This is a genomic window from Bifidobacterium vansinderenii (assembly GCF_002234915.1).
Lineage (GTDB): Bacteria > Actinomycetota > Actinomycetes > Actinomycetales > Bifidobacteriaceae > Galliscardovia > Galliscardovia vansinderenii.
This window is the reverse complement of the sequence record NZ_NEWD01000028.1, coordinates 77,115-103,201: the sequence shown is the minus strand read 5'-3', so window position 1 is coordinate 103,201 and position 26,087 is coordinate 77,115. Positions and strand designations below refer to the sequence as shown.

The window sequence follows — 26,087 nt, the reverse complement described above, 5'->3', positions numbered from 1 at the left end:
CTCGGATCGGCAACGTCCAACCGCATGATACGACGATGCCGACTTGACGGACAGTGGGTGTAAAACTATGTCTGGAACCGGGCGTCCGGCCATCCATGCGGTCCATTCATGCGATTCGTATGCGGGCGTCCGCGATCGTATGCACCCGTATGCACAACGACGGAAACGATAGATAAGACGAGAGGGGACGACATGCCGCTGCCCACACCGCCGGAGGATTCCGGCTACGAACGCTCCACCGCCGACGATCTGGCCCGCAAGGCCGGCACCCGCGAGGAGGACTTCCCGCAGGCCGACGAATACTGTGCACTGCTCGACAAGCACCACGCCTGGGGACTGCCGTTCAACGGCTACGCCAACGCCGCCGGATACGGCTACGTGCAGGAGCCCACGCTTGGCATCGCGCAGGACGGCTGGGACTCCCACGAGGCGTTCAAGGCGCTGAGCTGGGGCGCGCAGACCGCCGTCGTCTACCGCAGCCTCGAGCGCGGTCACGACATCGACCGCGAATCCGCCCGCAACTTCCTCAAGCACGAGCGCGGCATCATCATCCACGGCAACCAGCCGTACTAAAGCGAGAATCCGAAACTCCGGAAACGATTCTGACTCGCAAGATTCATGCGATACGACCCGGCTGTACGACGACCGGGTCTTTTTCGTATCCGGGAGTTTCTGGCGCGGGGACGATGAAATACGATTGCCGGTTCGTCTGTGATCTGTGGGGTATACAAAGTGAAAGGAAGCGACCAGACAGGTCGTCATGAGAGTTTCAAAACAGAGAGCCTCGAGTGAGAATCGGACTCACGACCTCTTCCTTACCAAGGAAGTGCTCTACCACTGAGCTATCGAGGCAGGCGGACGGCGGTTGAACCGCTTGAATATCAGCCAAGGTGTTCCCTGACCGCGTCAGGCAACCTGAACATCATGGCATACGATTGCATATCGCACAAGTCGGCGTGTCATCATGACGACTTGTGCGAATTTGGTAGTCGAAACGCGACATGAAACCGCTCGTGTGAGGGCTCACGGTGTCGCGTTTCGACTACCAAATCGTGAAACGGACTGATATGCGCGGTCAGATCAGTCGGATCGCGGTCGTGCGCACCCGCGTGCCGGTGCTGCCGAGCCGTGTGCCGTCCTTCTTGTAGAACACGGACGCCTCACCGGTCACGCGCAGACGCAGCTCGTAGTCGCCGGACGGCAATTCGGGGCAGACGAACATCATGCCCGTATACGGCGTGGGCGAATAGCAGTCGACGAACGACTCGAACGCCGTCGTTCCATCCGGTCGTGCGATGGTCAGCATGGCATAGCCGCCGTCAACGTCCGTCGTGCCGATGACGGCGAGACGTTCATGCTCCCCGCAGAAGAACGGCAGTCGGATCTCCTCGCCGGGAACGGACGAATCCAGTTCCGCCCTCGTCTCCCGTCCGGCCAGCAGATCCTCGCACTCGCCGGTACGCGGGTTCCACGCCGGCCAGTAGTCCGGCAGGCTGATCGAATCGTCGGCCGGATCATGGCGCAGCGGCAGCCACACCTGGCTTGCGCACGACACCTGACGAGGGAACGACCATCGATCGCCCATGTACATCGGCACCGTCCGGCCGTCCGCCAGCGTCAGCGGAAAGATGAACGAACACTGCGAGTTCCACGTGCATGATCCCTGCGGTGCGAACAGGCCCCGATGTGTCCACGGACCGGCGGGGGAGGGTGCCGACAGATAGTAGTTGTCGTTACGGTCCCAGCTCGTCTTGTTCGAGAACATGATGACATACGTGTCGCCGATGCGCGTCATCGCGGGGGACTCGCCGCCGGGCGCGATCTTGCTCGCCACCAGTTCCGCGGCGCTCAGATAGTCGGCGGACAGACGGTAGATGTCGCCCTCGTGCGTCATCAGATATCCGGTGCCGTCGGTGTCCTGAAACGTGCCCATGTCCCAGCGTCGAATGGGCTCGCCGTGATGGTGCAACGGCCCGACCATCCGGTATTCGCCATCGACGGTGTCGGACACGGCGACGACGATCAGCGGATCGTGATATCCGAGATCGTCGGCATGCGCGAACATCACATACCGGCCGGTATTGGGGCAGCGCATCGCCTTCACGCGCTCGCCGATGCGGTTCGGCCCCAGTGGGCCGTCGGGCTGCGGCGGCAGCGCCAGACGCTCGAAGCGCCAGTGCGCAAGATCGGGGGAGGAGTAGCAGGCGAATCCGGCGAACCGGTTCTCGTCGTCGGTCTTGTACTCGCCGAACAGATAGTATGTGCCGGCGCTCTCGACGATGCAGGCGCCGTGCGCGTTCACGGCGTGGTCTTCGTCGTCGAACCATGGCACGCCGTTGAGGATGAGAGATTGGCTCATGGGGTCCAATATAGCAAGATTGATGAAATTGCTGAAACAGTTTGCAAAAAATTTTATCGATAACAATGCAGTTGCATCGGTAGATGTATAGGAAATGATGAGAATATGAGTCGTAAGAAGGGTTTTGCGGCTTGCAAAAAATGAAAAAAAATGAAAGAATGGCCATAGTTTACGGTATATGCGATACGTCGCCACGGACCATGGATGCAGATGCGTCACGCGGTTCATGTTGGCGGCGCCGAGTCGATGGAGATGCACGTGGTTGGTCCAACTTTGCAGGATGTTGCGGCGGAGGCTGGAGTTTCGGTGTCCACCGCCTCAAGGGCGTTGAGCGGCGGCAAGGTGAAGGCCGCGACCAAGCGCGTGGTGCTCGAGGTCGCCCGGCAGATCGGCTATAAGACGGATCTGGACGACGATCTGCCAACGCCGGGCCGTACCGGGAACATCGCACTGCTGGCGACCGACATCCAGAACTTCTACACCGTCGACCTGTTCCGCAGCGTTGTGCTTGAGGCGCAGGCCGTGGGATACCGCGTGTTCCTCGCCGACATCAACATCACCCTGGGGCGCGATCAGCTGATCCGCGGCATTCTCGACTCCTCCGACGGCGTGCTGGTGGCCGCCCCCCGCATCGGCGACGATGACATCCGCCGGCTGTTCGATCCGAAGACCACCGTGCTGGTGAGCCGCCGCGTCGACGGCTTCTCCTCCGTGGCGATGGACGACTCCTCCGGCATGTTCCAAGCGGTGCGTCATCTCGCATCCCTGGGGCACGGCCGTGTGGCTTACCTCGGCGGCGACGACCGTTCGCGTGCCGACGCCCGCCGCCGGCAGGGATTCGAGGACGCCACGGAAAAGCTCGGCATGGAATCCCTGGTGCTCGGCCCGTTCGAGCCGTCGTTCGAGGGCGGTGTGAACGCCGCGGACGCGCTGATGATGGAGGACGACGTCACCGCCGTGATCGCGTACAACGACCTTATGGCCTCTGGCGTGCTCAACCGGCTGCTGGAACGTGGGGTGAAGGTGCCGGAGCAGGTGAGTCTCGTCGGCTTCGACAACTCCATGCTCGCCCAGGTCTCCCGACCGAAGATGACATCGGTGGCCATGCGCCAGAACGATTCCCGTACCGCGCTGCAGATGCTGATGGCCATGCTGGAGCGCAACGGCTCCGACGACTACGTGTTCGAGCCGGAGACCGCCAGCGCCACGGAGTCGCTGATCGTGCGCGAGTCCACCGGCCCGGCTCCCAAGGAGTAGTTAGCTTTCCTCGGCGATCATCTGCTCCACCACGTGACGGGTGATGTGCTCCACGCAGTGGTAGAGGAAGAAGAACACCAGTCCCGTGCCGAAGAGCAGCATGAACCACGGCCAGGTCAGCATGACGCCGATGTAGACGCCCAGCACCGCGATGGCAAGCAGGGTGAATGGCCATTTGGCCGCCGACAGCGTGAACCCGTTGCGCAGAACGGCGGGGTAGTGCGCACGGGGGAACTCCACTACAAGATTCAGAGCGGTCATGTGCGCCACGATCGTGAAGGCGCACAGCGCGAGCAGTACGGCCGTGGCCACGGTGCCGCCGGTCGTCGAGACCGCAAGGCACGCGGCCTCCGCAAGCACGGCGAGTATGGCGCCGAACATCAGCGACGTGACCAGCGAGCGTTTGAACAGCCCGACATATGCGCGCAGATACGGCCGGGCCATGCGGTTCTCGTCTTCAGCGTTCCAGTAGGGGCTTGCTACGGCATCGATGGATTCGATCGTTCGATTGCGGCGGAACCGTACGTTCTCGTCCTCGCCGTAGCGCATGGTGGGTGCGTCGCGGTAGGCGGCGAACGCCGCGGCCAGCGCCGGCGTGGAGATCGTATAGGCCACCACCGCGACGAGTGCGAGCAGCGGGATGGACAGTCCCGAGAACGAGTCGGTGAACATGATCACCACGTTCCACGGCAGCATGGTGGTGACGAGGATGACATCGAGTATGAGGAACGCGATGATCGACCTTGATATCGCGTTGAAGCCTTGGGCAATTCTAACGAACATGCCCTTATGGTATCAACGGCGGTCATATTTTGCAAAAAATTTCATTTTCTTTCATTCTGCTATGCAAAATCGTTCCTGCGACGGTTTGGGATGCATCCGTGCGGCCATCTGCATGCCGTTCATCGGACTTCAGCGTGGTATGCCGGCGGCGAGAGCCTGGTATTCCCCGTCGGTGATGGGAAGCACCGAACCGTGACGCTTGCGGAGCTGCCCCAGATCCATGTCGATGTGTGACCATGCCGAGGGGGCGGTGCTGTGCAGGTCGGCGCTGAAAAAGGCCGTGTATCCGGTATGGGCGGCGTAGCGATCGGCGATCAGGGCGAAGGGCATGGCTTTTTCGTGCGAGTGAACGTCCTTGTCGTTGAGAAGGAAGAGCTCCGGCCCCTCCATGTCGTGGGATCGGGACCTCCCTCCGCAGAGTGCATTCAGCTCTTGCCCGAATATGTCGTCGAGACTGCCGATGAATGCCCATTCCCGTTCCCCGGCGTCACGCGTATCTTCAAAATCCGGAACGATGGATGCGGCATAGGGGTTTTTCGTGCGGTCAAGACAGATCCTTCCTTCGTTGGCCGTGGCTCGGTAGTACCAGTCCCCGACGCGCAGCATCGTGGCGTCGATGCAGCAGTCCTGGCGGTCGATCCATTTTCGAGGGGTGCTGATCGAATGGAAATCCTTGGTGGTGGCGAGATACATGTTCTGCGGATCGCCGAACTCGTTGTCTTCGTCGCTGATGGTCGCCCAGTACAGCAGGTACAGTTTCCGTTCGGGGTCCCATATGGCTTCTGGGGCCCAGGCGTATCCGCCTCCGGGAATCGCGGAGGCCACGTCGAGCATCCATGGCTCGCCCCAGTGAACGAGGTCGTCGCTGTGCCAGACGACGATGCTGTGGCTGCCGTTTCTCTTGCTGTCCATCGTCCATGGGCCATGGCGCAGAATGGCATGGACGTTGAGATCCGTGGCAAGGAGGTAGAACCCTCCGTTGTGGTCTCGCACCACATAGGGGTCCCGGATCCCGCGGGTTCCGACGCAACTGCGAAGCACGGGGTCGCCGTAGGAACGAAGGTCGTGCCAATGGTGCGCGTCGGGACTGATGGCAAAGTAGACCTGTTCGTCATCGTCGGTCTGTTCCATTCCGGTGAAGTAGGTGAATAGATATCCGGTGTATGGAGAATGGCTGAGTGTCATGAATATCCTTCGTTGCGTTCTGGGAGTGTGAAGAATCGTTGGGGGAAAGGGCTTGAGGGGCTTTTCCGCAACGGTGCCATTGCGATTCAGTATATCAAATATTGCAATTTTTGAGATTTGCGAATGAAAGAAAATGACACGATTTGCAAAAAATGAAATACGTGTGTATTGTGGTCAGCAAGACAAGGAAAGAACGTCAAGTCCTTACCTGGTCAGGGACGGATCGGAACGTGGATGTTTCGTCCGTGCCGAAGAAGGAAAGATATTCAAAGGAGAACGATCAATCATGAGGACGTCAATCAAGAAGCTTCTCGCCGCCGGTGCGGCCGGAGCCATGCTGTTCTCGCTGGCCGCCTGCGGTGGGGACTCCGCCTCTTCCGACGACGAATCCGGTCCGGTGACCATCCGCTTCGCCTGGTGGGGTTCCGACACCCGCGCCAAGGCCCAGGAGAAGGTCATCGACGCCTTCGAGAAGGCCAACCCGAATATCAAGGTAGAGACCGAGACCTCCAACTACGACGATTACATCACCAAGCTGTCCACCTCCGCCGCGGCCGACGATCTGCCCGACGTGATGACCATGATCGATCCGTTCATGGCCGACTACATGGATAATGGTTCCCTGCTCGACCTCAACGAGGTTTCCGACAACCTCGACCTGTCCAAGTTCAGCAAGGACACCTTCTCCGGTGCCACCGGCGCGGACGGCGAGAAGTACGGCGTCTCCATGGGCGTCTCCTCCCATGGTCTGGTCATCAACACCAAGGTGTTCGAGAAGTACGGCGTCGAGGTGCCGAACGACGACACCTGGAGCTGGGACGACTTCGAGAACGCCGCCAAGCAGATCTCCGAGAAGTCCGGCGGCGAGGCCGTGGGCTACAGCATCGACATGACCGAGCAGCTCGGCCGCCTGTGGCTGCGTCAGAACGGCGAGGACTACGGCATCAAGGGCAAGGAGCAGGTCGGCTTCAAGCCCGAGACCCTGGCCAAGTTCTACACTCTTGAGAAGAAGATGATCGACGAGGGTGCCACCAACACCGCCGACCAGGCCCAGGAGCTGTTCGCCGCGGGCAACGCCCCCGAGCAGCAGCTCATCAGCCAGGACAAGGCCGGCATCGCCCTGATCTCCATGAACCAGATCGGCCAGTTCGAGCAGGCCGCCGGTCACGAGCTCAAGCCCGTGATGTGGCCGGGCGAGACCCAGGCCAAGGAGCGTGGCGGCTGGACCAAGCAGGGTACCTTCGTGTCCATCAACGCCAACACCAAGCACAAGGCCGCCGCCGCCAAGCTGGTCAACTTCCTGGTGAACAACGAGGAGTCCGCCAAGATCATGGGCCTCGACCGCGGTGTGCCGGCCAACCCCGACATGGCCAAGGCCATCGAGAGCCAGCTGTCCGACTCCGACAAGCGCTTCGCCGACTGGGTCACCAAGCTGCAGAAGGTGAACACGCAGGAGTACACCAACATGAACGCCGGCGCCGCCACCGTGATCACCGAGGCCTACGGCCGTGCCCACGAGTCCGTGATGTTCGGCAAGGCCACCCCGCTGGACGCCGCCAAGTCGTTCAAGTCCGAACTTCAGCAGGCCGTCACCCAGTGATCCATCCCCGGTGATCCGCGAGCGGTGGACCCGCGGATCACCGAAACACCACCCTTATGACGGGCGGAGGGTACGCCAACCTTTCCATCCGCTCCGCCCGTCGTCATCCCCCTCTTTTCGCCCGACCCGTCATCCCGCATTCATTCCGTTCCGTACATGACGGGCTCGGTGCCTTCTCTTCAGTATTCGGATCCAATGCGATCCGTGCATTTCCAAAGGATTCCCATGTCAGTGTTCAAACGTGCGCCGATCGCGGTGCGACGCGAGGAGCGGGCGGCCCACATCTTCATGCTGCCCTGGTTCCTCGGCGTGATCTTCATCACCCTGGGCCCGATGATCGTCTCCATCGGCCTGTCCCTGACCAAGTACCGACTCGTCGGCAAGCCCCGCTTCATCGGACTCGACAACTACGTGAAGATGTTCTCCGACGCCCGCCTCATGCAGTCGCTCAAGGTCACCTTCCTGTACGTGATCGTCGGCGTGCCGCTGGCCCTGGCCCTCGCCCTGCTGCTGGCCGTGGTGCTCAACAAGGGCGTGCGCGGACTGTCGTTCTACCGTTCCGTCTACTACCTTCCCTCCCTGTTCGCCGGCTCCGTCGCCATCGGCGTGCTATGGCGCCAGGTCTTCGGCGCCGAAGGCATCGTCAACACCATCGCCGGCTGGTTCGGCATCGACTCCATGGGACACTCCTGGGTCGGTGATCCGAAGACCGCCATCTGGACGCTGATCCTGCTGCACGTATGGACCTTCGGATCGTCCATGATCATCTTCCTCGCCGGCCTGCGCCAGGTGCCGCAGGAACTCTACGAGGCCTCCGCGCTCGACGGCGCCAACAAGTGGCAGCAGTTCTGCCACGTCACCGTTCCCGTGCTCACCCCGATCATCTTCTTCAACCTCGTGATGGGCATCATCAACAGCTTCCAGAACTTCGCCCAGGCGTTCGTCGTCTCCGGCGGCACCGGTGGCCCGACCGACTCCACGCTCGTCTACGCGCTGTACGTGTACCAGCAGGCCTTCGGCTCCACGCGCAACATGGGCTACGCCGCCGCCCTCGGCTGGCTGCTCGTGCTCATCGTGGGTGTGCTGACCGGACTGAATTTCCTGTTCTCCAAGAAGTGGGTGCATTATGCCGACTAATACCGCTACCGTCTCCCCGAACGAGGACGTGATTCCCGTCGCCGAACGCCATGGCATGGATCCGGTGCTCAAGCGCCGCATCGAGGCCGTTGTCAAGCACGCCATCCTCCTGATCGTGGGCTTTGCGATGATCTTCCCGCTGCTGTGGATGGTCTCCAGCTCCCTCAAGGACGACGCCGACATCTTCCGCAACATCAGCCTCATTCCCACCGACTGGGACTGGGCCAACTACAAGGAGGGCTGGAACGCCCAGTCCTACCCGTTCGGCAAGTATCTGCTCAACTCGCTGATCATCACCATCGGCGCGATCGTCGGCAACATGATCAGCTGCTCCATGGCCGCCTACGGCTTCACCCGACTCAAGTGGCGTGGCCAGGGCATCGCCTTCGGCTACATGCTCATGACCCTGATGATGCCGATCTACGTGATGATCATCCCGCAATACATCATGTGGTCCAAGCTCGGCTTCCTCAACACCTTCGTGCCGCTGATCCTGCCGAAGTTCCTCGCCACCGAACCGTTCTTCGTGTTCCTCATGGTGCAGTTCTTCCGCGGCATCCCCAAGTCGCTTGACGAGGCCGCCAAGGTGGACGGCGCCGGTCCGTTCCGCATCTACTGGCAGATCCTCATGCCGAACGCGCTGCCCTCGCTGGCCACCTGCGGCATCTTCTCCTTCATCTGGACATGGAACGACTTCTTCAGCCAGCTGCTGTACCTGACCAAGCCGCAGAACCTCACCGTGGCCGTGGCGCTGCGCAACTTCGCCGACGCCACCTCCGGCACCAGCTGGGGACCGCTGTTTGCCATGTCCACGCTCTCCCTGGTCCCGGTGTTCATCGTCTTCCTGTTCGGTCAGCGCTACCTGATCGAAGGCTCGGTGACCTCCGGCCTCAAGTAGAAACCCGAACCGGGCGGACCTTCCGCCCGGACCCCGCACTTCGTTTCCTCTTCCTTTCAGCAAGGGTGCCGGTCCGTGCCATACGGCTCTGGCCAGCACCCTTTCGCATGCCCGGCGGGCATCCGCCGTGCATGACCACCCACGTAAGACAAGGACGTACGATGTCCATTCAACTCAACGGCGATACCCGAATCATCGCCCCAGATCTGCCCGAATCCGTGAGCTACGCCATCGACGACGTGACCCGCGACCTCGGCAAGGCGTTCACCGCCAACACGCACGGCGATCATGGCGACATCCGTCTGCGCCTCGCCGATCTTGCCGACGAACAGTATGCGGTGCGCGTGGATGGCGGCGACCTGCTGCTCGAGGCCGGCGACGATCTCGGGTTCATCTACGGCCTCTACGCCATCAGTCGTTCCGTGCTCGGCGTGACCGACCTGTGGTTCTGGAACGACCAGCGCATCGAACCGGTGGACGGCATTGATCTCGACGACGACTTCCATCTCGAGTCCACGCGCGACGCCGTGCGATACAAGGGATTCTTCATCAACGACGAGGTGCTGCTCGAGGACTGGTCGGTGGACAACGATCCCGAACTGCCGTGGCGGCGTGCGTTCGAAACCATCCTGCGTCTCGGCGGCAACACGGCGATCCCCGGATCCGGCCAGCGCGGCGAACCCCATCTGCCGCTCGCCCGACGCATGGGCCTGTACATCAACCAGCATCACGCCACACCGCTCGGCGCCAAGCTGTTCTCCGAAGCGTACCCGGGCGTCAGCCCGAAGTGGCCCGAGGACCGCGAGCGCTTCGAGGCGCTCTGGCGGCAGGGCATCGAGGACAACCTCGGCGGCCGGACCATCTGGACGCTCGGATTCCGCGGTCAGGGCGACTCTCCATTCTGGTCGGCCGATCCCAGATACACCACCGACGAGGCACGCGGCAAGGTCATGAGCGAGGTCATCCAGCACCAGTACGACATGGTGCGTGAACTTGATCCGAACGCCCCCTGCAGCGTGTACCTGTACGGCGAATCCATGGACCTGTACCGCAAGGGAGTGCTGCGATTCCCCGACGACGTGATCAAGATCTGGTCCGACAACGGATTCGGCCGCATGGTCAGCCGCCGCCAGCACAATGACAACCCGCGCATCGACGCCATGCCCGGCGCGGCGGACACCGGCCGCAACGGCATCTACTACCACGCCTCCTTCTACGATCTGCAGGCCGCCAACCACATCACCCAGCTGTGCGTGGACCCCCGCAACGTGGCCGCCGAACTCGAACGGGTGCTCGCCAACGGCGGCGATGATCTCTGGATCATCAACTCGTCGAACATCAAGCCGCATGTGTTCATGCTCGACCTGATCGCCCGACTCTGGCGGGAGGGCCATGCCGACGTGGACGCCGTCGAATACGAGTATGCGGCGCGATACTTCGGCGGCGCCATCGTCACCGAGGGCCGCAAGGAGCCCGAGGAGACCTACCACGGCGACGTGGACGAGCCCGACGTAAACGTGATGCGGTCCGTTGTCGACTGCCTGGAAGGCTACTGGCAGGCCGCCGTGCCGTACGGTCCCAACTGGGACGACAAGGCCGGCGAGCAGTTCTTCAACCACGTGCCGCGCATGCTCGCCGTGCAGTTCATGCGGGACCGCGGCGTTGCGGACCCGGACCTGAAGTGGATGTGCGACAACGGCGGCATCGTGGCCCGCAGCCTCGCCGACCAGGTGGTCTACTACCGGTCGCTGTGCGAGCCGGGAGCCGCCCGATACCGGGAACTGGAGCGCAGGGACGAGATCGCCGTGCTGCAGGTCGAAGGGGAGAACCCGCACGCCGCACAGCTCATGCGCGACTCGCTGCTGCTGCAGGCCCAGATATACCGCCACTGCGTGCAGGGAGCCCTGCTGCTGTGCCAGTCGCTGCAGGACGCGTTCGACGGCCACTGGCGGCACGCCTTCTACCATGCGGGACTCGCCCGCGAGGAGTACCTGGCCGCCGACCATGCCATGCGTTCGCGCGAACACGGCAAGTGGCGCGGCTTCTGGCGCAACGACTGCCTCACCGACGTGAAGCAGACGGCGCTGGTGCTCGAATCGCTCATGGGCTACCTGCGTGCGATCGGCGACGGGCCGCACTACTACCAGTGGAAGCGAGACTTCCTCTACCCGGCCTGGGAGAAGGACGTCATGGTGATCATGAACATGGAGAACCATGAGACCGATCAGGAGATCTTCGCCGCGATGAAGGCCACCTGGCAGGACTGACATCGAGGTGATCGCTTGGCGGCCGCGCAGCAATTCCGTGGTGATTGCGCGGTCACCACACGGGCCACGACCGTTCCCCGCAGTTTTCTTCCTTCATGCGGCGAACGGTCGTGGCTTTTTTCTTTGAACTGTGATTGAGAAGGGATTCGTGATGCTCGACGCGTGCGTGCGGGATGACACGCTGACCGTGTACTGGGACAAGCCCGCCACGGCGACAGCCGGCCAACGATATGACGTCATGCTGAACGATACGGCAGTGGCGACGGTCGACCGTACGCGCTGCCGGATCGACGGACTGGCGGCCGGCCGCGATTACCGGGTGACCGTGTCCATGGTCGATGACGGTGGTCATGATGACGGCGTCAATGGTGAAAGCGCCGTCGGCGATGCTGCCGATGACGACGCCGTCATGATCGGCTCACGCGTCTTCCATACCGCCGAACGCAAACGCATGATCGACGTGACCGCCGAACCCTATCAAGCCATCGGCGACGGTACGACGCTCAACACCGCGGCCATCCAACGGGCGCTCGACGACTGCGGGCCGCATGACGCCGTACTCATCCCCGCCGGCACATTTCTCACCGGGGCCCTGCGCATGCACTCCGACAGCGAGCTCGTGGTGTCGTCGGGCGCAGCGCTGCAGGGCACCGCCGATCCACACGACTATCTGCCGATGCTTCCCAGCCGGTTCGAAGGCACTGAACTCGACTGCTATTCCAGTCTCATCAACATCGGTCATCTCGATCACACCGCCGGGCCGAACTGCCGCAACGTGACCATCCGCGGCGGCGGCACAATCGCCAGTGGCGGCCGCGCGCTCGCCGAAGCGGTGATCGAACGGGAACGAGGGCGTGTGGAGGCCGAACTCGCCGCCACCGGACAATCGCTCGACGATTACGAGAAACCGGAGACCATTCCCGGACGCGTACGACCCCGACTGATCAACATGTCGAACGCATCGCACGTGGAAATCGCCGACGTGACGTTGAAGGACGGCGCCAGCTGGAACGTGCACATGATCTACTCCGACCATATCGTCACCCACGGCTGCACGTTCGAGTCGCACGACGTATGGAACGGCGACGGCTGGGACCCCGACTCGTCCGAGGACTGCGTGATCTTCGACTGCGACTTCGACACAGGTGACGACATCATTGCCATCAAATCCGGCAAGAACCCGGAGGGCAACGTCATCAATCGGCCCACACGCCGCGTGCGGATCTTCGACTGCCGGGCTACGCGCGGCGGACACGGTCTCGCCATCGGCAGTGAGATGAGCGGCGGCGTGGAGGATGTGAGGATCTGGGACTGCGATCTGAGCGGCCTGTGGTATGGCGTGGAGGTGAAGACCACTCCCAAGCGCGGCGGATGGGTGCGCGGACTGCACGTGCGAGACACCGTGATGCGGCATGTGATCATCCGCGCGGTACCCTACAACGACGACGGTGTGGCCGCAGGCGTGCCACCGGTGCTCGAGGATTTCCGGTTCGAACGCGTGCAATTGCTTGGCGGAGTACCGGCCGACGCGGACGAGGGGGCGCCGCGCGAGGCCATATACATTCAGGGCTTGCCCGAGCCGGCGCCGCCGATCCGTGGCGTGGCATTCCATGACGTGGCGCTTGGCGTGGCGACGGGCGTCGGAGACGCGGAGCCCGGCGCGTACGACATCGTGGCGAACCGCTGCGAGGGACTGGAGATCCGCGATGTGCGATGCGGGTAGTTGCGGGGCGGTGGAAGATGGATCGCCTCCGGCGATGCTGTGTTATCTCCACGCTTGTGCGTGGAGGATCACCTCATCCGTCCGGCTGCGCCGGACACCTTCCCCTCAAGGGGAAGGCAGCATATGCCTATGCGAGGTATTCGGATAATGCCGGCTTCCCCCTCCTTGCCCTCCGATCCGGTTTTGGAAAGAAGTGGCGAACGGGTTGCGTCGTTGGTGCTGCGGAGTAGCATGGTCGCCCGTAATTCGCGCATACGCGCAGGGAATCACACGAGAGGTAGAGAAGGAGTGACCGGTGAAATTCCAGTCACCACGCAACCAATCCGCATCCGGCGGATCGTCTGACCGACAATCGAACACCAGCCAAGAAGCCGATAGCGTCCGCACCGGCTCACGACGTAAGGCCCATTCCAAGATCACGTTCGGCGATGCGCTCGGCTTCGCCATCGGCGACATGTTCGGCGGCGGCAGCGGCATCCTCACCGGCACCTACCTGTCGGTGTTCTGGACGCGCTTCTGCGGCTTCGACATCGGCACCGCGCAGAGCATGATCGGCGCGGCGGCCATGCTCAGCGCCTGCTCGGCCATCATCTTCGGCGTGCTGTCGGAACGCTTCTACCTGTTCCGTCTCGGCCGACGCTTCGGCCGACGCCGATTCTTCGTCATGATCCTCTCGCCGCTCGTATTGGTCACGCTGCTCATGTGGATCCCCGGCATGCCCAAGGCCCTGTACTTCCTCGTCTACGTGCTGTACGTCACGCTGCAGCAGATGTTCGGCGTGTGCTACTCGTCGCTGCCCGGCGAGATGACCCGAGACTTCGCCGGCCGATCGCTGCTGTCTACCGTGCGCATGTTCGTCTCCGGCATGTCCGGCGTGCTCATCCCGATCCTCGCCACCGCCATGCTCACCTGGCTGGGGGAGTGGCACGCCTACTCGTATCAGGCGTTCGTGACCATCATCACCGTGGTGTTCTCGATCGTCACATTCGCCTCTTCCCGCCTCACCTGGGAGCTCACTCCTGAGGAGGCCGGCTTCGGCGAGGCCGAGCTCGCCCGCCGCCGCGCCGCCCGGCACCGTCGCAGCCCGCGTGAGGTCATGCAGGCGTTCGGCCGCGTGATCGGAGAATACACGTCCACGTTCCACATCGCCACGTTCCGCGTGCACATCACGCTGTACCTGATCTGCCTGACCCTCATGGACATCTTCACGCAGAGCTTCGTGTACTTCGTGGTGTTCGACCTCGGCAAGACGGCCGCGTTCGCCTCCATGCTGCTGTCGTTCGCCGTGATCGCCGAATTCCTCAAACCATTGTGGGGATGGCTGTTCGTGCACATCGGTCCGCGCAACCTGTACGCGCTCGACTACACGGGGGCGCTCGCCGGACTCGGTCTGCTGTTCGTCTCGTGGCGGCTCGAACCGGTGCTGCCGGACGGCGTGTGGACTGTGTTCGTGATCGCGTCGTCGATCGTCTGGTTCGTGTTCCGCTCGCTCGCCGGCGCCGTGCCGTGGCTGGTGTTCCCGTTCATTCCGGACGTGGACATGATCGTGACCCGACGCAACCGTGCGTCGATCTTCTCCGGCATCACCACGTTCCTGCGATTCGTCTTCTCCGGACTCGCGTCGATGGCCGTGGGCGCGTTCCTCGCATTCTCCGGATTCGAGCCGGACAAGTCGGGCGCGCAGACCCCGATGGCGGTGAACGCGGTGGCGTTCGTGTGTCTTGGATGGCTGGCGATCGGATTCATCGCCGCGTTCATCGTGTCGCGCAGGTTCACGCTCGATCAGCGCAGCGACCTCATCGTGCTGCAGGAGATCGAACGGCTCAAGGCGGGCGGCTCCAAGGCCGACGTGGAGCCGCATGTGCGCGAAACCGTGGAAAAGCTCACCGGCGTACCGTACGAGCGGTGCTGGCGGTGAGCCGATCTCTGTTCGGCTAGTCGAGGTGGAAGACCTCGCGCAGATCCTCGCAGACGGGGGAGTTGTCGGGGTTCGTCTCCATCACCGGAGCCATGAAGTCCCACCACTTGCGGTTGATCGGCGTATCCGCGGACTGCGCCCAGCGTTCCTCGTCCTCCACCTCGATGTAGCCGAACAGCGTGTTCGTCTCCGCGTCGAACGAGATCGTGTAGTTGTGGCCGCCGTACTCGTGGATCATCTCCTTCATCTCCGGCCACAGCTCGTTGTGGCGCTTGGCGTACTCCTCCACCATGCCCGGGTACAGGTGCATCTTGAACGTCTTGCGGATCATCGGTCCTCCTTTGGACGAAAACGATTGGCGTCACTCGCATCGTAGGCAGGAGATGTCGGCGCGCACCGGGTAATGGAATATCATGAATTGGCTGATGACTATCGTTTCTTGCGGTATCGGCGTCGGCTGATACGTATGCCGGATCGCCCGCAGTCAGGCGGTAGACTTTTGCGAAGAAGTTTCGTATGAACGGTTCGCGCGTGAGGCGCGGAACGATGCCGTACGCCGGTGCGCGTAGGTATGCAAAAGGATGTGTGATGAAGAAGGTCACGATTCGTGATGTGGCGAAGGCCGCGGGGGTGTCCCCGTCCACCGTCTCCCGCGCGTTGAGCACTACGGACCGCGTGAGCTCGGAAACCACCCGGCGCATCATCGGCGTCGCCGAACGGCTGGGATACCGGCTTCCGTCGGTCGAGGAGCCCGCGGCGGGCGCGCCGGCGGAATCGTCGAGCCATCTGATCGGCATCGTCGTGCCCGACGTGACCGACCAGTACGCCGCCGCCATCGTGCACAGCGTGGAAAACGAGTGCTTCGGCCACGGCTACGGTCTGGTGATCGCCGAATCGCGCGACAGCGTGGCATGGGAGCGCATGGTGCTCGAGAAGACGATGAGCCTGGTCGACGGCGTGATCATGGTGGCGCCCCGAATGCCGAATCCCGTGCTGCGCGACTACGCCGACCGTCACCCGCTGGTGGTCACCAACCGCAACGTGCGCAACGTGACGAGCATCGTGGTCGACATTTCCACCGGCATCGGCCAGGTGGCCGACCTGTTCGCCGTGCGTGGGCGCACGCGTGTAACCTACCTGTCCGGGCCAAATTCCGTCTGGGCGTCCGGGGCGCGATTGCGCGAACTGCAGACGGCGTGCGAGCGCAAGGGGCTCGACGTGGTGCAGCTGTGGCCCGGCGAACCCACGTTCGAAGGCGGTGCCGCATACGTGGACAAGTATCTGGAGGATCCGACCGGTGCCGTGCTCGCCTACAACGATGCGATGGCGCTGGGATTCATGGCCCGCATGCGCGAGCGCGGATTCGAATGCCCCCGCGACTATCTGATCGTCGGTTTCAACGACGACGTGACCGCGCAGACGAGCACGCCGCCGCTGTCGTCGATCCGCATGTCGGCGAACGCGCTCGGCGTGAACGCCACGCGTCTGCTGCTGCGTCGCATGGCCGGCGGCGTGACCGAGGACTTCGCCTCGTACGCGGCCGTGCCGTCGTCGCTGGCGGTGCGTGACAGTCTTGGCGGATTCCGCGGCAATCCGAAGGAATAGCGGTAGGGCGGCGTGGATGACATGCCGCGTGTGAACGGAAAGGGCAGCGATATGGAAAAGCAGTCGTCGGCCGTCATGTCCGAGGCGTTCGATCCTCTCTCGGATTGCGAGGGCGTGATCGAGCTCGCCATTCCCACGGTGACCAGACCGTACCGCGCCCGACTGGCGTCGGCGGTGATCTCGACCGCGCGTACGAGCGGATACCGGGTCAACGTGGTGGCCTATCAGGATGACTACGGTCTGTCCGCGAACGATTATCTGGAGACCCGGCGTGGCGCGTGCGATGGCATGCTGCTGTATCTGGTCGGCGGCGACGAGGTGAATGCCAGTGCGTTCCGTCAGCCGTTCCCCATCGTGTGCCTGGGATTGTGCCCGACGTCGGGCAACGTGGATCAGGTGCTGGCCGACAATGTGGCGGACGCGCGTAACATCACTGATCTGGTGATTCGCAAGGGGAGTCGTCGGTTGGTGCTGCTTGGCGCGCAGCGTGAATTCGACGGGCGGTCGTTGGACGAGTCCGTTCGCTCCCGCGGCTGGGATCGTGTGCGTGGTGTGCTTGAGGCGTGCCGCGAGCATGGTATTGAGCTCGATCCGCGGCTGATCGGCGTGACCGGCTATGAGTGGACGATCGGTGCCGGATACAGCGCCATGAAGCGGGTGGCCGCCTCCGGCGTGGAGTTCGACGGCGTGATCTGCATGGACGATCCGCTGGCCATCGGTGCGGTGTTCGCGCTCAAGGAGCTGGGGCGATCCATTCCGGACGATGTGCAGGTGGTCGGATTCGACAACATCTATGATGCCGCGCACATGGTGCCGTCGCTCACCACGGTGGACGCGAATCTGGAATGGATCACCGGCACCGCCGTGGATCTGCTCGCCCGCCGCATGCATGATCCGGCCGGCGAGCCGCTGTGTTTCCAGCGCGAATCCCCGATCCTCCTGCGCCAGTCCACGCGGTAGGGGAGTGTGCGGGCGGCGGCGGTGACGCTTCGAGTCGCGGTGGCGTCGTTGACGACGCCGTTGTGCTGTGACTGCGTCACGTCACCTCATCAGTCACGCTGCCGCGCGACAGCTTCCCCTCAAGGGGAAGCCGGCTCTTTGCCTTTTTGCCGTATCCGGTTGTTGCCGCCTTCCCCTTGAGGGGAAGGTGTCGGCGTAGCCGACGGATGAGGTGGCGCGGCGAAGCCGCTGGCGCAATCGCGTCGTCGTTGACGACTTCTCAATCCGCTCCCACCGTTTTTTGTTGCCATCGTGCTGTTGAAAATCTGCAACAGGGTATGGCAATGCTTGCTGGGAAACGTCGCTAAATATGACAACAAATATCATCGTCGTGCATGTCAATCAGTTGTATGTGTTGAAATATCGTTGATATTACAACGATTGCGTATGCAACATAGCTTAAGTATCCTGCAACAAAAACAATGAAAACATTGGCAACAAATCATATGGATTTGTAATGCCGGCCATAGGATTGCAAGCAACAACGACGCGGTTGATGCTCAACGACGATCGTCAGGCAACGACGACATGACCGCCCGTACAGGACTTCAAAGGAGAATGAACATGGCAGAGAACACCGGCGGAAAGCGCAGAATCACTCTGGTCACGCGCCTCGGCTACGGCGCGGGCAATCTCGTAGGCTCCGGAGCGCTGGCGATCAGCGCCTCATGGCTGACGATCTTCTACACCACCTACTGTGGCCTGACCATGGCGCAGGCCACCTTCATCTACTCGTTCGCGCTGATCGCCGACGTGGCCATGAACCCCATCGCCGGCTTCCTCTCCGACGCGTTCAACAACACCTGGCTCGGACGCAAGTTCGGCCGCCGCCGCTTCTTCATCCTGCTCGCTGTGCCGGTACTCGGCGTGCTCAACCCGCTCATGTGGATCGTCATCCCGGGCGCATTCTGGTACTACTTCGTGATCTACCTGTGCTACAACCTCGTCTACACGATGGTCATGATCCCGTACGACGCCATCCCCGCCGAAATGACCTCCGACTTCAAGGAACGCACCTACATGTCCGGTCTGCGCTCCATCTTCGGCAAGGGCGCCAACTTCCTCACCGCATCCCTGCCCGGCATCTTCTTCGTCACCTTCGGCGAGAAGAACCCCATGGCCTTCTTCTACATGGGTCTGGCGTTCGGCGTCATCATGGCGCTCGCCATGCTCTCCGTGTACCTGACCACCTGGGAGCGCCCGGTCGACGCCACCACCATGGAGAAGGTGGAGAACCCGGTCGAGGCCATCAAGAAGCTGTTCGTCGACATCTTCTCCACGCTGCGCATCCGCACCTTCCGCCACCTGCTCGGCATGTACCTGTTCGGTTTCGGTGCCGAATGGCTGTTCAACTCCACGTTCTCCTACTACGTGGTCTACGTGCTCATGCTGCAGAAGTCCAACGCCTCCTGGTGGCAGTCGCTCAGCCCGATCCTGCAGGTCGTGTCCACCGTGGCCGCCATGGCCCTGGTCGCCAAGATCGGCTTCCGCAAGCCCTACATCATCGCCGAATGCGTAATCATCACCTGCGCCATCGCCTACGCCTGCTGCGGCATCTTCCATCTCGACGCCGCATCCGCCGCCGGCATGGTGGCCGTCACCTCCATCGTGGTGGTCTTCGGACTCGGCACCGGCGCCGTCTACTACATCCCATGGCAGACCTACCTGTTCGTGGCCGACGCCGACGAGATCGTGACCGGCCGCCGCCGCGAAGGCACCTTCTCCGCCGCCATGCACCTGTGCGGCAAGCTCATGAACTCCGCCGTCGTGGCCATCCTCGGCATCTCGCTGTCCGCCGCCGGATTCATCGAATCCACCGCCGACAAGCAGGTGGCCGCCGCCGACCAGCCGGCCGCCGTGCACACCACCATCATCCTCGTGCTCATCTTCGGCGTGGGTGGCCTGAGCCTGCTCGGCATGCTCTCCGCCAAGCTGATGCGCATGGACAAGAAGAACGACGAGATCGCCATCGCCGAATGCGCCCGCATCGCCAACGGCGGCCGCATGGAGGACGTCGACCCCGAGGTCAAGCGCATCTGCGAGGAGCTCACCGGCGTGCAGTACGAGATCTGCTTCGGACACAACACCATCGGCTACCACACGCCCGAAGAACTTGAGCGCATCAAGGCCGAACTGCCCGAACGTCGCAAGATGAACTTCGGCAGGAAGCCCGCCGAGGTCAAGGCGGCCTGAACAGGCCCGGCCTCACAGCACCGATGATCGTGGCGGGCCGGAGTCTCCTGCCCGGCCCGCCATCCCCTCCACAAAACCAGACCTACACTCATAACCGAACACCATAACCAAATACCAAACGACCGGCGGTCTCCTTCCTTTTTCACCTTTCCGCCGGTCGTTTTTCCATGGCTTCGTCAATCGCCTCGCGGAAAGGAACCGGCATGGGCAGCTCACGCATCCTCAACACGTACATTCAGCAGCTGATCGAAACCAGCACTCCGCAGGCGCCGGCATGGAACATCGAAAAGATCCGAGCCGGCAAACCCAACACGTGGAACTACATCGACGGCTGCATGATCAAGGCGCTGATCGAACTGCACGAGATCACCGACAGGGGCGTCTACCTCGACTTCGCCGACCGGTTCATCGACTACTTCGTGCAGGACGACGGCACCATCAAATACTACGATCCCAAGGAATACAACCTCGACAACGTCAACGCCGGCAAAACCCTCTACCAGCTGCACGAAATCACCGGCAAGACCAAGTACCGCAAGGCCATGGACACCATCTACGGGCAGCTTGAACACCAGCCGCGCACCAAGGAGGGCAGCTTCTGGCACAAGCTGATCTACCCGAACCAGATCTGGCTCGACGGCCTGTACATGGCCCAGCCGTTCTACATGCAGTACGAGCTGAGCTACCGCGACGGACGAGCCTGCTCCGACAGCTTCCACCAGTTCCAGGTGGTGCACGAGCTCATGCGCAACGAACGCAACGGCCTGTACTACCACGCCTACGACTCCTCACGCAGGGAATTCTGGTGCGACCCGGTGACCGGACTCTCCGCCAACTTCTGGCTGCGCGCCGAAGGCTGGTTCGCCATGGCGCTCATCGACACATGGGAGCTCATGCCCGCCAACATGAGCGCCGAAAAGGACGCGCTGCGCCGCATGTTCGCCGACCTGATCGACGCCATGCTGCCATATCAGGATCCGGCCACCGGCATGTGGCATCAGGTGATCAACATGGGCCGCATCGCGCCGAACTATCTCGAAACGTCCGGCTCCGCCATCTTCGCCAACGCCATCATGAAGGGCGCCCGCCTCGGCGTGCTCGACGAACGCTACTTCGACTACGGGTACAAGGCGTTCAAGGGCATCTGCGACACCTGCCTCAACGAGGAAGACGGCAGGCTCACGCTCGACAACATCTGCCTGGTGGCCGGACTGGGCAACAAGAACCATCGCGAAGGCACCTTCGACTACTACATGCGTGAACCCAAGGTGCGCAACGACGCCAAGGGCGTGGCGCCGCTCGTGCTCGCGTACATCGAGGTGCTGCGCCACGAGAAGGCCGCGGCCGAACGGGATACGGCCGAACGAGACGCGGCATGAGATGAAGGCGAGGGAGACGGAACGATGACAAGGCTCAACTTCGGATTCCGCGGCCACGACATCACCGAAGCGCGAACCCCCGAGGCGCTCGCCGACGGACTGGCGGAACAAGGGGCGCGCAACGTGCAGCTCGCCCTCGCCAAATCGTTCCCGGACATGTGCAGCGAGGCCGGGGCCATCAGCCCGGGCATGGGGTCGGCGATCCGGCGGATGCTGGCCGCGCGAGGCGTGGAGATCGCCGTGCTCGGCTGCTACATCAATATGATTCACCCGGATCTGGCGGTTCGTGAGAGGCTGCTGCGTCGATTCGAGGCGCACGTGGCTAACGCCCGGTTCTTCGGCGCGCCCATCGTGGCCAGCGAGACCGGTTCCGTGATCCCCAACCTCGGCCGATACACCGAACGCAACTTCACCGAGGACACCTACCGGGACGCGCTCGGCGTGATCCGTCGACTGGTGGCCGCGGGGGAGCGGCATGACACGATCGTGGGCATCGAACCGGGCGTCAATCATCCCATCCACGACCTCGACACCGTGGAACGGCTGATCGCCGACGTGGATTCGCCGTATCTGGGCATCGTGTTCGACGCGACCGCACTCACCCCGGCATGGCAGGCGAGCCCGGAATGGCAGCTTGAGCTGACACGGCAGGCGTTCCTGCGGTTCGGCGGGCACATCTGCGCCATGCACATCGCCGACTGGCGGCTCGAAGGAAGCGGTGATGTGCATGGCAGTGGCGTCGCGACGCCCTCGATCAGGCGCGTGGCCGCCGGAACCGGTCGCATGCCCGTGCGGGAGATCCTGGCCATCGCCGAAGCGTACAAGCCCTACCTCACCACCATCTTCGAGCATACGGAGAACGATGCGATGCGGCGGGCGCTGGACCGGTTCGCGTGAACCGCGCCGCCGGCCGCGTTGACGGCGCGGACCGCGCTACTCGTGCGCGGCGAAGTGCACCACGTCGATGCTGTCGTTGCGGCTGAGGAACTCCTTCGTGGTCATATGGAACTCCTGCTTGAAGCAGCGAAGGAAATGCGTGTACGACGCGAAACCGCACTGCTTGTACACGTTCTGCGCGCTGCCGGATTCGCGCAGCAGCTCCTTGCTGCGCAGCAGACGCTTCTTCAGAATGAACTCGTGCAGGTTCAGACCGGTGCTCTTCTTGAACTGGCGCGACAGATAGTACTTGTTGATGAAGAACCGGTCGGCGATCGCGTCGAGCGAGCAGTCGCCGGCAAGGTTCTCGTTCACGTACTCCATCACGTTGGTGATGAGCGACGACACGGGCTTGCTGCTCGGCGTCACGTCGTTGGCGGAGTTGGCGACCGCCTTGTTGAGCACCACCATGAACTCGAGGAACCGCTGCTCGTAGGACAGGTCCGAGCCGTAGGATCCGTCGGGCTGCTGGTCGAGCTTGGCGATCTGCCGGCGTAGCTCCTCCGGATCCATACGGATCACGCGGCTGGCCGGCTTGCCGTTGTCGGTGAAGCAGGCGGTCAGGTCCGTGTTCGCGGTGGAGCGGGAGGCGAGGAACTCGTCGCGCACGTAGATGTACGCGCGCTCGTAGTAGTCGCTCGACTGGCGCACGATGTTGTGCAGGTCGTTGCTGTGCGCGAAGGTGACGGTGCCGGGCTCGGTGGTGTATTCGCTGCCGCCCAGATGGAATACGCCGGTGCCCTGCAGCACGCAGTTGATCTCGTGGAAGTCGTGGTAGTGCAGTTGCGCATGCTCCACCACCTGTGAATCCACGTGATAGATCTCAAAACGATCCGAGATCATTGAATTGACGATCACCACACGTTGCTGTCGTTCTTGTTGCGTCATCGCAGCCCCATCCCAACTGGTTAGAAGTAGCATAAAAACTATCTTGAATTATACAGGAAGACGCAAGAATAGATAATAATTCGGCAATATCTGCACATCATTACATAGTTGAGGAATCTCGGGCATGCCTACGATCGGAGCATCGGGTGCGGGCGTCGCGGGTGACGCAGCCCCACACAATCCAACATGGAGGTTCCAATGATCAATTTCGGCGCCCGTGGCCATGACGTGACCGATGCCGATACCGTGGAGAAGCTTGCCGTCGGGCTCGAGCGCTACGGCGTGCATAACGTGCAGCTCGCCCTGCCCCGGCAGTTCCCCGACCTTGCCGATGCATCCAAGATCAATCCGGGCATGGGATTGCGCTTCCGCCGTGTGCTGGGCGACCACGGCGTGGATATCGCCGTGCTCGGCTGCTACATCAACATGACCCACCCCGATCCGGAGACCCGAGAGGCGCTATTGCGGAAATTCGAGGCGTACCTTGCCAACGCCCGGTTCTTCGGCGCACCCGTGGTGGCCAGCGAGACCGGCTCCGTGGATGCCAACCCCGGGCGCTTCACCGAGGAGAACTTCACCGAGGACATGTATCAGGAGTCGCTGGGCGTGATCCGTCGGCTGGTGCGCGTGGGCGAGCGATTCGGCACGATCGTCGGCGTGGAGCCCGGCGCCAACCACCCGATCCACGATCTTGCCTCCACCGAACGACTGCTGGCCGATGTGGACTCGCCGTATCTGGGCATCGTGTTCGACCCCACCGCCTACACCACGCCGAACGGACGCACCGTGGAGGGGCTTGATCAGGTGGATCTCACCCGACAGGCACTCGAACGCTTCGGCGATCGCATCGTGGCCGTGCACATCGACGACTTCACCGTCGATGAGGCCGGAATCCACCGCTGCAATGTGGACGAGGGCGGCATGGACGTGCGTGGTATCCTCGAGCTCATCGCCCAGGCCCGCCCGTGGATCCCCGTGATCCTCGAGGAAACCAAGGACGAGGCCATCGCCCGCACCGTGGACCGCTACGGGGACCTATAAGCGAGAGCCAGTTCACGATTTTCGGGGCACTACAAATCGTGAACTGGCTATTGGCGCTTGTCGCATGTTCTAAGGCTTTATTTTCAACGAGGAATGGCCTATCTAATCTCTGGATCTAGTTCACGATTTCCAAGGTCCCGTAAATCGTGAACTGTGTAGGGGACCACATTCGACCACATTGCCCAGTGGGTTGGCTTTTGCTGAATTTGTCGGAATACGGTGCCGATATGGCATCATTCATGGCTGAAGAAGCGTATCGACGTAGTAGGGAACAGGCTTTGCTGTGTGAGCAGGCAGCGGCCGCAATGGATATAGTCCCGACATTTTCTCACATAACCGCCTTGCGGTATCAGGGGATAGAGGTTCCGGAAAGCTGTACCCTGCGAACGGACAGGCTGCACATATCGTTTGATAGCCGAGGCGCCAGGCGCAGATTCAAAGGAGTGATCGAACACTATTGGAGCGGAAGCTTTGAAGTGACGATGGATGGAGGCGGGGAATTCTATGTCACCAATCCCGCTATGACGTGGTCTCAGTTATCCGCCTATGTCAGTGTGGAAAGTCTTGCCGTCATCGCGGGGTCTTTAGCTTGTCGAGATTCGAAGAGGAAGCTGATCACATTGGACGATCTGGAACGCTACGTAGAGGAAAATCGAGGCTTTGCCGGTCGGCGCCGGTGCCTTGATATCATGCCGTATCTCATGGAGAACTCCGATTCGCCTCCGGAGTCGGTGCTTGTTGTCTTGGTGATGAGGGGCGGGCTGGGGCGTCCGGAGGCGAATTTCAGAATCGATCTGCCATCCGGAGGCTTTCGCTTCGCGGATATCGCATATCCGGAGTTGAAGCTTGCGATCGAGTATCAAGGGGCATATCACGCGTCGCCAGCGCAAATGAGGGAGGATGCTCGGCGTTGGAATCAATTGCGTGTCCTTGGATGGGAGATTGTGTTCGTGACTGCTGATGATCTACGCACGGATGCTTCCCGCCGGGCCATTGTGAAGGTGATCAGGACCATGATGGAGAGGCAATTGGCGTTTCGGAGGCTTGCCGGCGTGCTTTGAGTGGAAGTCTGGTTCACGATTTTAAGGGGGATGTAAATCGTGAACCAGCCTCTTGGAGTTGGATGGTGGGGAATCCCTTATTCCGCAGTGATCTGCATAAAGATGGGAGCTATCATCCAGTTCACGATTTACAAGGCCCTAAAAATCGTGAACCAGCTAGAAAGCCGTAAGGGCCAGGAGCTGGGCGGCGATGCGGCGGGCGAGCCTCTCATAGCCGGCGGGGGAGTAGTGCAGACCGTCCGGCATGTAATAGGGCTTGTGCTCGGGCAGCAGGGGGCTGATGCCGCTGCCGTTGAACAGGTCGATCACGGGGATGCTGTACCGGTTGCACTCGTCAAGCAAGGCCTTGACATAGTCGGCTTCGATCAGGCCCAGTCCATTCGGCGTGTCAAAGGCCGGCAGGTCCTTCGCCGGCACGCCACCGGTCTTGCACGGGGTCATGACCACGATCTCGCCATGAGGGTACATGCGCACCAGTCCGCGCAGCAGCGTATTCGCGGCGCCATGGAAGGTATGCACATCGGTGTCGCCGAAGACTCCCAGCGGAACCTCGCGGTTGAAGTCGTTCACGCCGCCGAGCACCAGCACGATGTCGGCGTTCCGGTCCATCCGCTCATACCGTTCGATGAAGCTGTCGTCGCGATCGGCCTTGACCCCGATGCGTGATCCCTTGATGCCGTAGTTACGCACGGTGCCTGCGCCCAGCAGCCGTTGCAGGTGCGCCGGCCATGAGATCGTGGGGCCTCCGTCGCCGGTGCCCACGTCACCCCAGGTGGTGGAATCTCCAAGACAGTTGATGATAGTGTGCGCCCAGTCGCGCATGATCGGACTGTTCTCCTGCAGGGTCATGACTTTTCC

General features: G+C 62.1%; 21 protein-coding genes and 1 tRNA gene. 15 read left to right on the top strand and 7 right to left on the bottom strand.

Features of this window, described 5'->3' with window-relative positions; genetic code table 11:
• Window positions 1-192: 192 nt before the first annotated feature.
• A complete protein-coding gene (locus Tam10B_RS09870; protein WP_093961077.1) occupies window positions 193-573 on the top strand; it encodes a hypothetical protein in 381 nt (126 codons plus the stop codon).
• Between the two features lie 207 nt (window positions 574-780).
• On the opposite strand, the gene Tam10B_RS09865 is transcribed toward Tam10B_RS09870, so the two are convergent.
• Together Tam10B_RS09865 and Tam10B_RS09860 are read right to left on the bottom strand one after the other, a co-directional pair.
• Window positions 781-852, bottom strand: a tRNA-Thr gene (locus Tam10B_RS09865).
• A gap of 223 nt (window positions 853-1,075) precedes the next feature.
• Window positions 1,076-2,359, bottom strand: a complete 1,284-nt coding sequence (locus tag Tam10B_RS09860; RefSeq protein WP_093961076.1) for a glycoside hydrolase family protein — start codon at window positions 2,357-2,359, stop codon at window positions 1,076-1,078.
• A gap of 258 nt (window positions 2,360-2,617) precedes the next feature.
• Here Tam10B_RS09860 and Tam10B_RS09855 point away from each other — a divergent pair, with 258 nt between their 5' ends.
• On the top strand, window positions 2,618-3,616 hold the full coding sequence (locus Tam10B_RS09855) for a LacI family DNA-binding transcriptional regulator (RefSeq protein WP_158214200.1): 999 nt from the start codon (window positions 2,618-2,620) through the stop codon (window positions 3,614-3,616).
• Here Tam10B_RS09855 and Tam10B_RS09850 read toward each other — a convergent pair whose 3' ends face one another.
• Window positions 3,617-4,399: a hypothetical protein gene (locus Tam10B_RS09850; RefSeq protein WP_093961074.1), complete on the bottom strand. Its 783-nt coding sequence runs from the start codon at window positions 4,397-4,399 to the stop codon at window positions 3,617-3,619.
• A 129-nt stretch (window positions 4,400-4,528) separates the two neighbouring features.
• Window positions 4,529-5,584: a glycoside hydrolase family 43 protein gene (locus Tam10B_RS09845; RefSeq protein ID WP_093961073.1), complete on the bottom strand. Its 1,056-nt coding sequence runs from the start codon at window positions 5,582-5,584 to the stop codon at window positions 4,529-4,531.
• 286 nt (window positions 5,585-5,870) lie between these two features.
• Here Tam10B_RS09845 and Tam10B_RS09840 point away from each other — a divergent pair, with 286 nt between their 5' ends.
• From Tam10B_RS09840 to Tam10B_RS09815, 6 genes are all read left to right on the top strand, one after another.
• Window positions 5,871-7,184 (top strand): ABC transporter substrate-binding protein, encoded by a 1,314-nt coding sequence (locus Tam10B_RS09840; RefSeq protein ID WP_158214199.1) that lies wholly within the window; start codon window positions 5,871-5,873, stop codon window positions 7,182-7,184.
• A 225-nt stretch (window positions 7,185-7,409) separates the two neighbouring features.
• Complete coding sequence (locus Tam10B_RS09835; RefSeq protein ID WP_198947584.1) at window positions 7,410-8,321, top strand: carbohydrate ABC transporter permease; 912 nt, start codon at window positions 7,410-7,412, stop codon at window positions 8,319-8,321.
• Window positions 8,311-9,219: a carbohydrate ABC transporter permease gene (locus Tam10B_RS09830; RefSeq protein ID WP_093961070.1), complete on the top strand. Its 909-nt coding sequence runs from the start codon at window positions 8,311-8,313 to the stop codon at window positions 9,217-9,219. The genes Tam10B_RS09835 and Tam10B_RS09830 overlap by 11 nt, the downstream gene beginning before the upstream one ends.
• A 161-nt stretch (window positions 9,220-9,380) precedes the next feature.
• Window positions 9,381-11,486 (top strand): glycosyl hydrolase 115 family protein, encoded by a 2,106-nt coding sequence (locus Tam10B_RS09825; protein WP_158214198.1) that lies wholly within the window; start codon window positions 9,381-9,383, stop codon window positions 11,484-11,486.
• A gap of 151 nt (window positions 11,487-11,637) precedes the next feature.
• The gene (locus tag Tam10B_RS09820) at window positions 11,638-13,209 is read left to right on the top strand and encodes a glycosyl hydrolase family 28 protein (RefSeq protein ID WP_093961068.1); all 1,572 of its coding nucleotides are present in this window, start codon (window positions 11,638-11,640) and stop codon (window positions 13,207-13,209) included.
• A 295-nt stretch (window positions 13,210-13,504) separates the two neighbouring features.
• Entirely contained in the window at window positions 13,505-15,127 is a 1,623-nt protein-coding gene (locus Tam10B_RS09815) for an MFS transporter (RefSeq protein ID WP_093961067.1), read from the top strand.
• Between the two features lie 16 nt (window positions 15,128-15,143).
• Here the strand turns inward: Tam10B_RS09815 and rhaM are convergent, their stop codons facing one another.
• Window positions 15,144-15,458, bottom strand: coding sequence for an L-rhamnose mutarotase (rhaM, locus tag Tam10B_RS09810; RefSeq protein ID WP_093961066.1), 315 nt, complete (start codon window positions 15,456-15,458; stop codon window positions 15,144-15,146).
• Between the two features lie 257 nt (window positions 15,459-15,715).
• Here rhaM and Tam10B_RS09805 point away from each other — a divergent pair, with 257 nt between their 5' ends.
• The 5 genes from Tam10B_RS09805 to Tam10B_RS09785 all read left to right on the top strand — a co-directional run bounded on the left by Tam10B_RS09805 (window position 15,716) and on the right by Tam10B_RS09785 (window position 22,200).
• The gene (locus Tam10B_RS09805) at window positions 15,716-16,732 is read left to right on the top strand and encodes a LacI family DNA-binding transcriptional regulator (RefSeq protein ID WP_158214197.1); all 1,017 of its coding nucleotides are present in this window, start codon (window positions 15,716-15,718) and stop codon (window positions 16,730-16,732) included.
• Between the two features lie 51 nt (window positions 16,733-16,783).
• On the top strand, window positions 16,784-17,692 hold the full coding sequence (locus Tam10B_RS09800; protein ID WP_158214196.1) for a substrate-binding domain-containing protein: 909 nt from the start codon (window positions 16,784-16,786) through the stop codon (window positions 17,690-17,692).
• Between the two features lie 603 nt (window positions 17,693-18,295).
• Window positions 18,296-19,924, top strand: a complete 1,629-nt coding sequence (locus Tam10B_RS09795; protein WP_198947583.1) for an MFS transporter — start codon at window positions 18,296-18,298, stop codon at window positions 19,922-19,924.
• A 203-nt stretch (window positions 19,925-20,127) separates the two neighbouring features.
• Window positions 20,128-21,303, top strand: a complete 1,176-nt coding sequence (locus Tam10B_RS09790; protein ID WP_093961062.1) for a glycoside hydrolase family 88/105 protein — start codon at window positions 20,128-20,130, stop codon at window positions 21,301-21,303.
• Between the two features lie 24 nt (window positions 21,304-21,327).
• Window positions 21,328-22,200: a sugar phosphate isomerase/epimerase family protein gene (locus Tam10B_RS09785; RefSeq protein WP_093961061.1), complete on the top strand. Its 873-nt coding sequence runs from the start codon at window positions 21,328-21,330 to the stop codon at window positions 22,198-22,200.
• A 36-nt stretch (window positions 22,201-22,236) separates the two neighbouring features.
• On the opposite strand, the gene Tam10B_RS09780 is transcribed toward Tam10B_RS09785, so the two are convergent.
• Window positions 22,237-23,127, bottom strand: coding sequence for a helix-turn-helix domain-containing protein (locus Tam10B_RS09780; protein ID WP_158214195.1), 891 nt, complete (start codon window positions 23,125-23,127; stop codon window positions 22,237-22,239).
• A gap of 198 nt (window positions 23,128-23,325) precedes the next feature.
• Between Tam10B_RS09780 and Tam10B_RS09775 the strand changes: the two genes are divergently transcribed.
• Entirely contained in the window at window positions 23,326-24,168 is an 843-nt protein-coding gene (locus Tam10B_RS09775) for a sugar phosphate isomerase/epimerase family protein (protein ID WP_093961059.1), read from the top strand.
• 239 nt (window positions 24,169-24,407) lie between these two features.
• Window positions 24,408-25,229 carry a PDDEXK family nuclease gene (locus Tam10B_RS09770; protein WP_093961058.1) on the top strand — a complete coding sequence of 274 codons (822 nt, stop codon included), beginning with the start codon at window positions 24,408-24,410 and terminating at the stop codon, window positions 25,227-25,229.
• 156 nt (window positions 25,230-25,385) lie between these two features.
• Here the strand turns inward: Tam10B_RS09770 and Tam10B_RS09765 are convergent, their stop codons facing one another.
• Window positions 25,386-26,078 carry an SGNH/GDSL hydrolase family protein gene (locus Tam10B_RS09765; RefSeq protein ID WP_233133688.1) on the bottom strand — a complete coding sequence of 231 codons (693 nt, stop codon included), beginning with the start codon at window positions 26,076-26,078 and terminating at the stop codon, window positions 25,386-25,388.
• Window positions 26,079-26,087 lie beyond the last annotated feature (9 nt).

Excerpts from the sequence above, each read along its gene's own strand:
- Tam10B_RS09800 (WP_158214196.1), top strand. The coding sequence starts at position 16,784 with ATGGAAAAGCAGTCGTCGGCCGTCATGTCCGAGGCGTTCGATCCTCTC.
- rhaM (WP_093961066.1), bottom strand. The coding sequence starts at position 15,458 with ATGATCCGCAAGACGTTCAAGATGCACCTGTACCCGGGCATGGTGGAG.
- Tam10B_RS09845 (WP_093961073.1), bottom strand. The coding sequence starts at position 5,584 with ATGACACTCAGCCATTCTCCATACACCGGATATCTATTCACCTACTTC.
- Tam10B_RS09775 (WP_093961059.1), top strand. The coding sequence starts at position 23,326 with ATGATCAATTTCGGCGCCCGTGGCCATGACGTGACCGATGCCGATACC.
- Tam10B_RS09835 (WP_198947584.1), top strand. The coding sequence starts at position 7,410 with ATGTCAGTGTTCAAACGTGCGCCGATCGCGGTGCGACGCGAGGAGCGG.
- Tam10B_RS09780 (WP_158214195.1), bottom strand. The coding sequence starts at position 23,127 with ATGACGCAACAAGAACGACAGCAACGTGTGGTGATCGTCAATTCAATG.
- Tam10B_RS09830 (WP_093961070.1), top strand. The coding sequence starts at position 8,311 with ATGCCGACTAATACCGCTACCGTCTCCCCGAACGAGGACGTGATTCCC.
- Tam10B_RS09870 (WP_093961077.1), top strand. The coding sequence starts at position 193 with ATGCCGCTGCCCACACCGCCGGAGGATTCCGGCTACGAACGCTCCACC.
- Tam10B_RS09850 (WP_093961074.1), bottom strand. The coding sequence starts at position 4,399 with ATGTTCGTTAGAATTGCCCAAGGCTTCAACGCGATATCAAGGTCGATC.
- Tam10B_RS09795 (WP_198947583.1), top strand. The coding sequence starts at position 18,296 with ATGGCAGAGAACACCGGCGGAAAGCGCAGAATCACTCTGGTCACGCGC.
- Tam10B_RS09840 (WP_158214199.1), top strand. The coding sequence starts at position 5,871 with ATGAGGACGTCAATCAAGAAGCTTCTCGCCGCCGGTGCGGCCGGAGCC.
- Tam10B_RS09860 (WP_093961076.1), bottom strand. The coding sequence starts at position 2,359 with ATGAGCCAATCTCTCATCCTCAACGGCGTGCCATGGTTCGACGACGAA.
- Tam10B_RS09805 (WP_158214197.1), top strand. The coding sequence starts at position 15,716 with ATGAAGAAGGTCACGATTCGTGATGTGGCGAAGGCCGCGGGGGTGTCC.
- Tam10B_RS09820 (WP_093961068.1), top strand. The coding sequence starts at position 11,638 with ATGCTCGACGCGTGCGTGCGGGATGACACGCTGACCGTGTACTGGGAC.
- Tam10B_RS09770 (WP_093961058.1), top strand. The coding sequence starts at position 24,408 with ATGGCTGAAGAAGCGTATCGACGTAGTAGGGAACAGGCTTTGCTGTGT.
- Tam10B_RS09785 (WP_093961061.1), top strand. The coding sequence starts at position 21,328 with ATGACAAGGCTCAACTTCGGATTCCGCGGCCACGACATCACCGAAGCG.
- Tam10B_RS09790 (WP_093961062.1), top strand. The coding sequence starts at position 20,128 with ATGGGCAGCTCACGCATCCTCAACACGTACATTCAGCAGCTGATCGAA.
- Tam10B_RS09765 (WP_233133688.1), bottom strand. The coding sequence starts at position 26,078 with ATGACCCTGCAGGAGAACAGTCCGATCATGCGCGACTGGGCGCACACT.
- Tam10B_RS09825 (WP_158214198.1), top strand. The coding sequence starts at position 9,381 with ATGTCCATTCAACTCAACGGCGATACCCGAATCATCGCCCCAGATCTG.